Annotated in this window: 6 protein-coding genes; all 6 read left to right on the forward strand. The window is 43.5% G+C overall.

What is annotated here, in order from left to right; all coding sequences use genetic code 11:
• Positions 1-459: 459 nt before the first annotated feature.
• The 6 genes from B5F71_RS16300 to B5F71_RS16325 all read left to right on the forward strand — a co-directional run bounded on the left by B5F71_RS16300 (position 460) and on the right by B5F71_RS16325 (position 13,342).
• Positions 460-3,618: a TonB-dependent receptor gene (locus B5F71_RS16300; RefSeq protein ID WP_087212372.1), complete on the forward strand. Its 3,159-nt coding sequence runs from the start codon at positions 460-462 to the stop codon at positions 3,616-3,618.
• 22 nt (positions 3,619-3,640) lie between these two features.
• On the forward strand, positions 3,641-5,644 hold the full coding sequence (locus tag B5F71_RS16305) for a RagB/SusD family nutrient uptake outer membrane protein (protein WP_022040371.1): 2,004 nt from the start codon (positions 3,641-3,643) through the stop codon (positions 5,642-5,644).
• Between the two features lie 37 nt (positions 5,645-5,681).
• Entirely contained in the window at positions 5,682-8,549 is a 2,868-nt protein-coding gene (locus B5F71_RS16310) for a SusC/RagA family TonB-linked outer membrane protein (RefSeq protein ID WP_087212379.1), read from the forward strand.
• A gap of 19 nt (positions 8,550-8,568) precedes the next feature.
• A complete protein-coding gene (locus tag B5F71_RS16315) occupies positions 8,569-10,287 on the forward strand; it encodes a RagB/SusD family nutrient uptake outer membrane protein (protein ID WP_087212375.1) in 1,719 nt (572 codons plus the stop codon).
• A gap of 97 nt (positions 10,288-10,384) precedes the next feature.
• Positions 10,385-11,167, forward strand: a complete 783-nt coding sequence (locus B5F71_RS16320) for a hypothetical protein (RefSeq protein ID WP_022040368.1) — start codon at positions 10,385-10,387, stop codon at positions 11,165-11,167.
• Between the two features lie 117 nt (positions 11,168-11,284).
• Entirely contained in the window at positions 11,285-13,342 is a 2,058-nt protein-coding gene (locus B5F71_RS16325; protein ID WP_087212377.1) for a hypothetical protein, read from the forward strand.
• Positions 13,343-13,697 lie beyond the last annotated feature (355 nt).

Raw genomic sequence — 13,697 nt, forward strand, 5'->3', positions numbered from 1 at the left:
AGGCATTTTCGCTTCTGTGATGAGGAAGATAGCGGGCTATCTGACGAAGAACAGGAGCGAAAAAGACCAAAAAATCGCCCAAAGCACACACGAAAACGGATACATCAAGACAAGAAAAACTTTTTGGAGAAATTCAAAACAGCTTCTTATTTTATCGGATAAAAAACTTATAAAAAAGCCTTTTTTCCCTTTTTAGGGAAGAATCGTGATAAGAACTGCATTTTTTCTCCTTTCCCAAGTAAGATAGATAAAAATTTCCATTATTATACACGATTTTCCATTTTAAAATTCACCTTTTTTGTGGTTCTTTGCGTCTTATAAATCTTTTGTTAATAAAGATAAGAAACAGATGAAAACAACATATAAAAAATGGATATGTAAAGTGATGATTGCCGGGCCTTGAAAGGCAATACCTTTGTTTATTATAATCTTAATCACAACACTAATTAACTTAATAACATGAGAAAGAAAAAGTTTCTAGAAAAGGGGGTTTTGCCGTTTGCACTTTTGTGTACAGTAACGGCTGTATCTCCGGCCTTAGGCTTCCAATCTCTTCATGCGGCAGCTGCTTCTCAACAGCAAGGCATGATTACAGGTTCTGTGTATGACAGTGCAGGTGAACCAGTGATTGGAGCAAGTGTAATGGTGGAAGGAACCAGTACGGGTACCATCACGGACTTGGACGGAAAGTTCCAGTTGAATGTTAAACCGGGTACTAAACTGCAAATTTCCTTTATTGGTTATGCTACCGTAACAGTGATGGCTAAAGAAGGAATGCGGGTAACAATGGAAGATGACTCACAGATGTTGGGTGAAGTGGAGGTCGTAGCGTATGGTACACAGAAGAAAGTGACCGTGACAGGTGCTATCTCCAGCGTGAAAGGTGATGACTTGCTTAAGTCGCCCACCGGTTCTGTATCGAATATGTTGTCTGGACAACTTGCCGGTTTAACCACCGTGCAATACTCAGGTGAACCGGGTGACGATGCTGCCAGCATCTTCGTTCGTGGTCAGGCTACATGGGAAAACTCAGCACCGTTAATCCAGGTGGATGGTGTAGAGCGTAGTATGAACGACATCGACCCGAACGAAATCGAAAGCATCACCATCTTGAAAGACGCTTCGGCTACAGCGGTATTCGGTGTGCGTGGTGCCAATGGTGTCGTATTGATTACTACCAAACGTGGTAAAGAAGGAAAAGCGAAGATTTCATTCTCTACCTCGGCAAGTATCATTGCGCCGACTAAGACACTTGAGTTGGCTAATTCATACCAGTATGCTACCTTTTATAATCAGATGCAGCTGAATGACCATCCCGAATATACAGAAGACCAACTGATGTTCCAACCGGATGTAATCGAGAAATTCCGTACAGGAAGTGATCCGATCCGCTTCCCGAACACAAACTGGGTAGATTACTGTTTGAAGGACATGACGTTGCAGACCCAGCATAATGTAAATATTTCGGGAGGTACCGACCGTATCCGTTACTTCGTATCAGCAGGTGCCTATACACAAGGAGGTCTGTTTAACGGTTTTGATTTGCCTTACGACCTTTCGTATCAGTACAAACGTTTCAACTACCGTTCGAATCTGGATATCGATGTAACCAAGACAACCACCGTATCAATGAACATTGCTGGAAACGTAAACAACGCCTGGAAACCTTATACGGGACAAGGAAGTGCCGGTATGCTATTGGAGATGTATTATGCAACTCCGTTCTCTAGTCCGGGATTGGTAGATGACAAGTTGGTATATACTACCACCGAATATGGATTGCCGTTTACCGGAGGTACAGGTATGGCATATTATGGCGCAGGTTTTATGCAGACCAGCAACAATACATTGAATGCCGATTTGCAATTAAGCCAAAAACTGGATTTCATTACCAAAGGATTGAGCTTTAGAGTCAAAGGTTCTTACAACAGTGGTTTTACATCGTATACACGCGCTACGGCAAGTATAGCAACTTATACACCGGTTTTGCAAGACGATGGTACCATTGTATATAAGAAAAGCGGTACAAATTCGCAATTGAAATACCAAGATGTCGACCCTGCGAAGTCACGTAACTGGTATATGGAAGCTGCTTTCAATTATGACCGTACGTTTGGTAATCACCACGTGACAGCTTTGGCACTGTACAACCAATCGAAGACATATTATCCGACTGAGTTCTCATCTATTCCACAAGGCTATGTAGGTTTGGTAGGACGTGCTACCTATGACTGGAAAAGCCGTTATATGGCTGAGTTCAATATCGGTTACAACGGTTCGGAAAACTTTGCTCCAGACAAACGTTTCGGTACTTTCCCGGCAGGTTCTTTCGGATGGGTCGTCAGTGAAGAAAAGTTCTGGAAACCCATCAAACCGTTTATCGGTTTTATGAAACTGAGATACACCATTGGTCTGGTAGGTAACGATAAGATTGGTGGTAGCCGTTTCATGTACACAGCCGACCCATATTACGTAAATAATACAACAGCATCGAATTTAAATGGTGGTTATAGTTATCTTTTTGGTATTAATAATGCAACAGTAAGTCCAGGTGCGTATGAGGCAGCCAAAAATAATCCTGATGTAACTTGGGAAAAATCGTTGAAACAGAACTATGGTGTAGATATGTATTTCTTAAACGACCGTTTGCAAGGTAGTTTCGATTATTATAAGGAGAAACGAACCAATATCTTGCTGAGCGACGGTACGGCTCCTTCGGTATTGGGTTTCACTTTGCCGATGGCAAATCTTGGTAAAGTAGACAGCTGGGGTTGGGAAATTTCTTTAAAATGGAATGACCGCATTGGCGATGACTTCCGTTATTTTGTCAACTTGAACCTGATGTACAATCAAAACAAGATTATTGAACGCAAGGAAGCTCCGTTGAACCAAGAATATCAATATTCAAAAGGACACCGTATCGGTTCGCGCTTGCAATACCAATTCTTCGAATACTACGATGAGAATACCACTCCGGCTCATTACCGGGAAGTGTTTGGAACAGAAATGCCGACCCAATTGGTAGAGTTGAAGAATGGTGACTGTGTATATGTAGACTTGGATGGGGATGGTGCGATTACCCCTGATGACAAGACGCGTGATTTAGGCTATACCGATGACCCCGAATACATGGCAGGTCTAAATCTCGGATTTAGCTGGAAGAACTTTGATTTCTCCATGCAATGGACGGGTGCCTGGAACGTAAGCCGCAGCATCTCAAGTATTTTCCGTAAGCCGTTTACCGACCGCAACAATGCCAATCAGGGAGGTTTGTTGGTAGCTCAAGTAGAAAATACATGGACAACGGCAAACCCGGATCCGGATGCCGAATATCCGCGTGCTACTTTCGATAATGGTGATTCGAACAACTATCAGGATTCAAATCTATGGGAAAAGGATGCCAAATATCTGCGTCTGAAGAACCTGCAGATTGCTTATAATTTCCATTTCCCTTTGATGGAACGGCTAAAGCTGAGCACTTGCCAACTGGCATTCAGCGGATACAACCTGCTGACCTTTACTCCGTATAAGTGGGGTGACCCGGAATCAAGAGCCAGCAACCAGCCGACTTATCCGTTAACTCGTACTTTTTCGCTGAGCTTGAAACTTGGTTTTTAACCCTTAATAAAAAGATAAAATCATGAAGAAACAACATAAATGGTTTTTCGCTGTTGCCGCAGGACTGACTCTGACTTCAGTTGTCTCCACATCATGTGTGGATGATATCAAGTTCGGAAGTGCTTTCTTGGAGAAAGCACCAGGTGGTGATGTGACCAGCGATACAGTATTCAATAGCCCGGAATACGTGAGACAATTTTTGAATACATTATATACCTTTCAGTATTATGGTCTTCCGTTCCGTAATTCATCGAGCGATGCTTATCCTTGTGAATCTTCCAATCCTTATGTCGGTAAGCCTGAAGCATTGACGGACTGTTATATTTATACTTATTTGTCAAGTGGTATTGTAAACAGCTATTATTATGGAACGCATACGTCAAATTATGGTCAGCGTTCAGATAAATGGGATTATTTGAAAAACCGCGTATGGCAAGCTGTTCGTTATGGTTATTTAATCATAGAAAACATCGACCGTGTGCCTGGAATGGAAGAATCTGAAAAGGCATCCATTGTAGCACAGGCAAAGTGTATCATCGCTTCGCGTTATTTTGATACGTTCCGTCATTATGGAGGTCTGCCTATTATTGACCATTCTTTTAGCGGTACGGATGCCAGCTATGATTTGCCTCGTGCAACGGTAGAAGAAACCGTTAATTTTATGATTAAATTGCTTGATGAAGCGAAAGAAGTGTTGCCTTGGACAGTAGATAATCCACAAACTAATGCCGGTCGTTGGAATCGCGCAGCTGCAATGGCATTGAAATGTCGTATCCTGCAATTTGCTGCTTCTCCGCTTTTTAATGATGATGTAGCATATGCTGGCGGTTCTTCGGAAGCAGAAGCACAACACTTGGTTTGGTATGGCGGCTATAAGGCTGAACTGTGGACACAGTGCCTGCAAGCTTGTGAAGAGTTTTTCAATGAACTGAACGCTAATGGAGGGTATTCGTTGGTACAGTCTAAAGGAACTCGTCCGGAGGACTACCGCTTGGCTTATCGTACTTCTTATGCGGAATTGGATAGTCCTGAGATACTTATGAGTACCAGACAGTTCGGGTATGATGCCTTTAAGTCGGGTAATTATATTTGGCATCAGTGGGGTGATCCACTTGGTACAACCGATGCAAGCCGAAATGGGATTCGCCGTGGATATACTCCTACACAAGAGTATGTGGAAATGTTCCCATGGGCAGACGGTACACCCTTTGATTGGGACAAGACCGCTGCAGAAGGGCGTTTGGACGAGATGTTCATGACCGGTTCTCCGAATGGAGGTGAAGATGGAAAAAGTAACATCGTCCTGACACGTGACCCACGTTTGTATGAAGAAGCCATTGTAAACGGGCAGCCTACTGCGCTTGACTGGACGACCGGCAATATGTCGGGACGTAGTTTCGAGGCTTGGGTTGGCGGTTACGATGCGCAACAAGAGCCAGATAATCAAACCGGTTCTTTTGCTACGGGATATGCACCGATAAAATATCTGATGGGACCGGATATGCTTCGTCATTATACACAATGGGTCGTTTTACGCCTGTCTGACATGTATTTGACATATGCAGAAGCATTGTGCCAGAACAATCGTTTGGCAGATGCCATAGCACAAGTAGACATTGTACGTGCCCGTGTGGGAATGAAAGGACTGGCAGAATGCAATCCGGACAAGAACCTGACCGGTAATAAAGATGCCTTGTTGGAAGAAATTCTCCGCGAACGTGCTTGCGAACTGGGTATGGAAGACACCCGTTTCTTTGACTTAATCCGTTATAAACGTGCAGACATTTTTGAAAAACAATTGCATGGCTTGCGTATTTCCCGTACGGGTGAATTTGCCGGAGAAGGATGGTATAATGGTGATAAAACACAACCTTATCCTACACATTTTGAATATGAGAAGTATGAATTATCCAATCCGGTACGTTACTGGTGGACAAATGGTTTTGATGCAAAATGGTATTTATCACCTTTCCCGTTGACAGAAGTGAACAAAGGGTATGGCTTGATTCAAAACCCAGGATGGTAATGCGAAACACAATTATTAAAAAGTAATTCGACTTATGATAAGAAAAGATAAACTAATCATACCTGCTGCACTGTTTGCCCTTTGCACAATGCCGGGCTACGCGCAGGAAACAACAGACAGCATCGCTTCGCCGGGGAAACCGGAAAAATATGCTGACCAAGTGGTAGAGATCGGCTATCGTACCGCACAGCGTCTGGAGGAATCCACGTCATCGGTCTCTACTGTCTACAATGAAGAGTTTAACAAACGGAGTGCCAAAAATATTGGGAATTCACTTTTTGGTTACGGTACAGGTCTGATGACGTTGCAAGGGACAGGTACATACGCCAATTATGAACCAACTTTCTTTGTACGTGGCTTGCAGACACTTTCGTCTACTACTCCGTTGGTATTGGTGGATGGCATTGAGCGTGACATTACCGATATTACTCCTGAAGAAGTAGAATCGGTAACAGTATTGAAAGACGCTTCTGCCGTGGCTATTTATGGTTACAAAGGCATTAACGGTGTAGTCAATATCACCACCAAGCGAGGACAATACAATACGCGTGAAGTGAAATTCTCGTACGACCATGGATTCGAATGGCAAGCACGCCGGCCGAAGTTTGCCGACAGTTATACATACGCCAATGCCATCAACGAGGCGTTGGCAAATGATGGTCTGTCAGCCCGTTATTCGGCAGACGAATTGAATGCTTTTCGTTCAGGAAAGTATCCCTATCTGTATCCGAATGTGGATTGGATAGGTGAGACATTCCGCGATGTGGCTTCTACTAACATTTACAATATCAGTTTCCGAGGTGGATCCGAACGTTTTCGTTACTATGCTATGGGAAACCTGACCACCAATAAAGGGTTTATAGCCAATCCGTATATGAACGATGGTTATTCTACACAAGACGAATATTCGCGTGCCAACTTGCGTACGAATCTGGATATTGATTTGACTTCGAGTACCAAACTGAAACTGAATTTGGTAGGTGTTTTGTCGGAAACCCGTGCGCCGGGTGGTAATACGAGTAGTAATACCAGTGCCGACCTTTGGGGCAGTATGATTTATAAACTTCCTTCGGCTGCTTATCCGGCACAATTAGAAGACGGAACTTGGGGTGGTAGCTCTACATGGGCAGGCACAATGAACCCGGTTGCCGTATCACAGGATGCAGGATACACCAAATTCCACGAACGTACCTTGTATGCCGATATGACTTTAGACCAGGATTTATCTGCTATCACACCGGGATTGGGTGCCAGCTTGATGTTGGGTTATGACAATTATGCTTTGTATTACGAAGACTATTCGAAAACATTCATTTATGGAAGTGATGCAGTTTCTTCGTGGGTAGACGGTGAACCGGGCGAGCTGACCCGTTATACCGATGGTAAAGAAAGTGCACTGGGTGAAGGCTCGAAAATTACAGCCTTTACACGAGTATTTAATTTTGCCGGTACCTTATATTATAATAAGACTATTAACGAAGCGAACAAAATCTACAGCCAATTGCGTTGGGATTACGAATACCGTAATACGAAAGGTATAGACCAGACTTGGTATCGCCAGAACGTATCTTGGTATACACATTACGGATTGAAAGACCGTTATTTCTTTGATTTGACTTTGGTAGGCTCTGCTTCGAACAAGCTGGCTCCGGGACATAAATGGGCTTTTTCTCCTACTGTCGGTGCGGCATGGGTTGTTTCAAAAGAAAATTTCATGCAAAACCAATCCTGGATTGATTTTCTGAAAGTACGTGCATCATTTGGTATCATCAATGCCGACCGTCTGCCGCAAGAAGACGGTTCAGATGTAACCAATTACTGGGAACAGACTTATGGGGGTGGTAGTTTCTATCCGTTCGATACCAACTACTCGCAAGGTACAACCAGTTGGGTGTTAGGACGTCTGGCTTCGCTGAACTCTACACACGAGAAAGCTTATAAATACAACTTTGGTATTGATGCCAGCCTGTTCAAAGGTCTTGATTTGACCTTCGATACCTATTACGAACGCCGTTCAGATATCTGGGTTAGTTCCAGCGGTAAATATTCATCGATATTGGGCTTTACAGCTCCGTATGAAAACGGGGGTATCGTAGACAGCTGGGGCGTAGAAATCGGTGCCAATTATACGAAGAAGGTCGGTGACTTCAAGTTCAATATCGGCGGTAACTTTATGTTGGCAAAGAACAAGATTATCGAGCAACTGGAAGAACCGCGATTGTATGACAACCTGATTCAGACCGGCAATCCGGTAAAGCAGACTTACGGTTTGCAGGCCATCGGTTTCTTTAAGGATGAGGCAGATATCGCCAACAGTCCGGCACAGAATTTCGGTACAACTCTGCGTCCGGGTGACATCAAGTATAAAGATGTGAACAATGATGGCATTATTGATGATAACGATAAAGTAGCTATCGGTTACAGCACCACTGCCCCCGAAATCTACTATTCGTTCCACTTGGGAGCTGAATGGAAAGGATTGGGCTTCGATGCCATGTTCCAAGGAACAGGACGTTATTCGGCTGTATTGAATACTACCAGCTTGTACTGGCCGTTAATCAATAACACAACGATTTCTGAACATGCATACGAAAACCGTTGGACACCGGAGAATCCGGATGCTTTGTATCCGCGTCTAAGCTCAGAAAGCAATGCTAACAACTACCAGACCAATACCGTATGGCTGGAAGACCGTTCGTTCCTGAAGCTGCGTTCGGTAGAACTGTATTATAATTTCCCGGAAAAGTGGATGAAGAAGACCCATGTATTGAGCAAAGCCAAACTCTATGTACGGGGAATCGACTTGCTCTGCTTTGATAAAATCAAGATTGCCGATCCGGAAGCATACGGAGCCACTGCACCGTTGACGCGTAGTGCCGTGATTGGTTTGTCAATCGGTTTCTAATTTATAAAAAGGAAAAAATATGAGAATCAAAAATATCATAGGAGGCGCAGCGTGTGTGGCATTGCTGAGTGCTTGTAACATGGACTACCACGAATACGCCAATTACGAAAAAGACTATTTGGCACAAAGCTATGATGAAGTGATTGGCTTGGTGACCAATATTTATAATGAGCTTGACTACGATTTCGGACAAGTGTATGGAGGCGGTATGCTGGCTTCGGCATGTGATGAAGCCGAGTATGCCTATACCAGTGGCGATGTGTGTGACTTTACCAATGGTTCTTGGAGTCCTTCCAACCCACTTTCGAACACATGGACTACAAGCTATCGTGCCATTCAAGAATGTAATCAATACCTGCAGGAATTTCAGGGATTGACATTTGACGAACTCAAACAAAATGATGATTATGAAGCGCGTATGTTCCGTTATAACAATTCATTCTATGAAGTACGGTTGTTACGGGCTTACTTCTACTTCAATCTGATCCGTTGCTACGGTGCCGTTCCTTTCTTTACCGAAATGGTGACAGTAGACAATGTGAACAGCTTGACCCGTACACCGGCACAGGAAGTGTTCAGCTTTATCGAAGAAGAATGTACCGAACTTGCGACTTTATTGCCTGAAGATTATACCGACTTGGGCTTGTTGGGTATTTCTCCAGCAGAAAGTGGCCGTTTGACCAGTTATGCGGCATTGGCACTGAAGGCACGTGCAGCTCTTTATGCGGCAAGTCCTTTATTCAATGAAAGCAACGACCAGGAATTGTGGCATAAAGCTGCACAGGCAAACAAGGAACTGATTGACGCTTGTGTGGCAGGAGATTTCGAATTAGGTACATATGCCGCCTTGTGGGGGACGACCAACTGGCAGAATAGTGAAATGATTTTCATGCGCCGCTATGTCAACTCGAAGGATGCTTCCGGTGCTTCCAGCGTGCTTGAAGAATACAATTATCCTATTGGTATTACTGGTGGAGGTTCGGGCAACTGTCCTTCACAAAATCTGGTAGATGCGTACGAAATGCAGGCAACTGGTTTAGGTATCAATGAAGCCGGCAGCGGATATGATCCGGAAAACCCATACGAAGGACGTGACCCGCGTTTTGCCATGACCGTGGTAAAGAACGGCGATACAGGATGGCCTTCTTATAATACGGCACCGATACAGACTTTCTACGGTGGTACTAATGGCGAACCTATTTCAGGAGCTACTCCTACAGGCTATTACCTGAAAAAGTATCTTGATCCGGCAGTCGATTTACGTGCAAACAGTACGGTTAAAAGTTCGCGTCATACGTGGATTACGTTCCGTCTGGGTGAGTTTTACCTGAACTATGCCGAAGCGGTATTCCGCTATTTGGGTTCTGCCGATGCAACTTCGGCTGAGTTCCCGATGTCGGCACGTGAAGCAGCAAGTGTTACCCGTACGCGTTCGGATGTCAATATGCCGGAATTCCCTACCGGCATGAGCAACGATGCTTTCTGGGCGAAATACCAGAACGAACGTATGGTAGAACTGGCATTCGAGGGACATCGTTTCTATGACCTGCGCCGTTGGAAAGAAGGGGATAAGCTGAAGAGCATTACTGAAATGAAGCTTACCCAGAATGCGGACGGAACCATCACTTACACGCGTAATGAAGTGAGCCGTACTTGGGATGATAAAATGTATTTCTTCCCCATTCCGCAGACTGAAATCATGAAGAATCCTAACCTGACCCAAAACGAAGGTTGGTAAAAACAGAAATACCGCAGGAGCATATACCTGACAAGAAAGATATTGACTTTCAGGCAATATGCCTCTGCGGTACATGCTATTAATTTATCTACATAAAATGAACAGATTATTCAACATTTTTCGTTTGTCTGTTGTGTGCCTGTCGGTTGTGACGCTTGTATCGTGTCTGGACAACGATGACAACCGGCAAAGTGTTACTTTCAACAACATGGCTGTAACGGTAAGTGGTAACGAACTGGAAGGCTATCGGCTGTATACTGACTTTGATGCGGTATTGGTTCCTTCCAATTTGTCACAAATCTCGTGGCTGAAAGAAGTCAGACGGGCTGTAGTCAGTTTTGATACATCAGATGAAAGCCTTACGAATGTATCGGATTTGGAATCCGGACACACGTATGACATTGTATTGAGTGAGGCTGCAGAGATTCCTACCTACATATCCTGTGTCGATACGTTGAGCGAAGACTACCAGATATTCGGGCAAGATTCTATTGCTCTTAAGAATAAGGCTGTGCAAAGCGTCAACCAGACCGAAGGACAGTATTATATACAAAACGGTTACATGAATGTAGTTCCTACCTTCTATTTTGACCCTTATAGTGCGGTTTCTTTCCTGCTTTATTATGATGGCAACCGTGATATAGACACAACAGGAAAAAAAGCTACATTCAATCTGTATTTTGATAACAATGCACCCAATGCATGGAATACAACCTCATCGCTTATCAGCCTGCGTATGCCCGATGAAGTCTATTCCCGTTTTATCCAGACAGGACTGACAGATGACGATACCATCGATGTCTGTCTGAATGTGCGTACACAGACAGGCACCGTTACACTTGAATATAAAACCGCACTGGAAGATTTCATGCTTCCATAACCGGGTTTATGGATACAAAAGTTAGATTAATTTTCAAAGTCGCGCGAGGCAGGAGCAAGTGATTGTGTGAAGCTTCGGGCGCATTTTTTTACTCACAAACCTACTAAACCTTATAACATGAATAAACTCAATTACTTGATTGGACTGGCTTGCCTTGGAACTGTTTTTGCTTGTTCGGACAATTTACCTCTAGACAATTCTGTGACAGAACTTCCTTCTCTTCCTACTGATATAATTACTGGCGACAGACTGATGTGGGTCAGCTATGATCCTGCTCCTGACGAAGATGCCAACTCAACGACCGGTATACATGGTGCTTTAGTGAGCTGGCGTATGCTTCCTACAGATCCTGCAGGTACAGCTTTTGATATATATAAATCAACTGCAAATAATGCAGAAGAGAAGCTGAACAGCGAACCTATAACCGACTCTTCATGCTGGATTGATGAAGATGTTGACCCGACAAAGGAAAACCATTATCGCGTGACTCTTACCGGAGAGGACGAAACTTTATGTGAAACTACTTTCACTTCCCAAATGGCTCAGACGTTTTATCGTGAAATCAAATTGGATATGAATGTTCCGAATGCCTCAGTAGATTATCAACCCGATGATGTACAAGTCGGTGAACTTGACGGTGACGGATGGCCGGAAATCGTGATAAAACGTGAACCGTATGATGGTGCCAACCAAGGAGGCTGGTATGGGGGAACAACTTTGCTGGAAGCATATAAGTTGGACGGAACTTTTTTGTGGCGTATCGATTTAGGTATTAACATACGCTCAGGTTCTCATTATACTTCATTTATTTTATATGATTTTGATGGCGACGGATTGTGTGAAATTGCTTTTCGTTCATCAGAGGGAACAACTTTCGGGGATGGAAAGACAATAACCAATGAAGATGGAACGGTACATGATTACCGTATCCACTATGATGAAGTCGGTTGGTATTCAGGCAGTGCCTTGCCGACACTTTTAGGACTTATCCTCGAAGGACCCGAATATATTTCTTTATGTCGCGGATATGACGGTCGCGAAATTTGCCGTACGGATAATATTCCTCGCGGTGGAACAGGTTCGAAAGCTTCCCGTGCCCAATATTGGCAAGAATACTGGGGAGATGACTACGGCAATCGGATGGACCGTTTCTTTATTGGAGCCGCTTATCTGGATGGAATACCTGACGAGACAACAGGAACGCGTACAAGCAATCCTTCCTTAATCATTACAAGAGGTATTTACCTGAACTGGCAGGTATGGGCTTTAGATTTTAAAGATAATGAATTGGTTGCTCGCTGGCAATTTGATACAGCTGATGGACATGCGGAAAAATGGTTGGCAATGGGGGCGCATGCTTTCCGTGTAGCCGATTTGGATGAAGACGGAAAAGACGAAATACTTTACGGTTCGGCAGCCATAGATGACGATGGAGGTGAATTATGGTGTACAGGCAACGGACATGGCGATATTCTGAGTGTCGGCAAATTTATCAAAGACCGTCAGGGATTACAGGTACAAGCATCTTTTGAAGAGGAAGATACTTATAGCAATCAAGGATTGGGATATGGTTGTCAGATACTGGATGCACGTAATGGCAATCTGATTTCAGGGCATGGAGCTGGTCCCAGCGGCGATGTTGGACGTTCCATTGTGGCAGATATTGATCCGGATAGTCCAAACTTTGAATATTGGTCCAGCTTGAATACCGGCGTTTATAATTGTGCAAGTTCGGGTAATGTTCCTCTTGAAGGTGTGTCTATTCCTACAGGCATTGGCGGAGGTTCCATGTATAATGTAGCAATATGGTGGAGTGGAGAACTTACCCGTGAATTGTACGACCGGGCTTTAATTGTAAGCGCAAAAGCAAATCCGATGACCAACAAAAACCGGCTTGTCAATTTCAATACGGGATATGGAACAAATCAAGGGAATCATGGAACAAAATATAATCCCTGTTATTATGGGGATATGGTAGGTGACTGGCGTGAAGAAGTGATTTTGCCTTCAGAAGACAATACTTCAATCCGTATTTTTTCTACCAATTATCCGACAAGTTACCGTTTTACTGCATTAACCAATGACCATACTTATGACATGTCGCAAACAATGCAGAATATGGGATATAATCAGCAGACGAATATAGGCTTTTATCTGGGAGCCGACAAAGACTAAGAAGCTTTTTGGAGAAATTCAAAATAGTTTCTTAAAAGGTTGTTATTATCTTCTTCTTAAAAGGTTGTTATTATCTTCTTCTCCCAGCGCAGATAACTTCGTCTGGTGTAAGATTAATAATCTTCCGCTTGTAAGATTAATAATCTTGCAGCCTGAAGATTATTAATCTTACAGCGGATGGACCTATATGTGTGTCTGCCGCAGCACATTTCTGATGCTGCATAAAGTATAAGAACCTGATAGAATATTAGTTCCTATGTTTGTAATGTGCTAGCAAAATAGCATAAAGCCAAGAGAATTATTAAATTTGTAAATGAAAGAAATAACTTAATACCCCCATGACTTTATGCGTAAA

Origin of the sequence: Bacteroides sp. An269 (assembly GCF_002159755.1) — a bacterium.
Taxonomy (GTDB): Bacteria; Bacteroidota; Bacteroidia; order Bacteroidales; family Bacteroidaceae; genus Phocaeicola; species Phocaeicola intestinalis.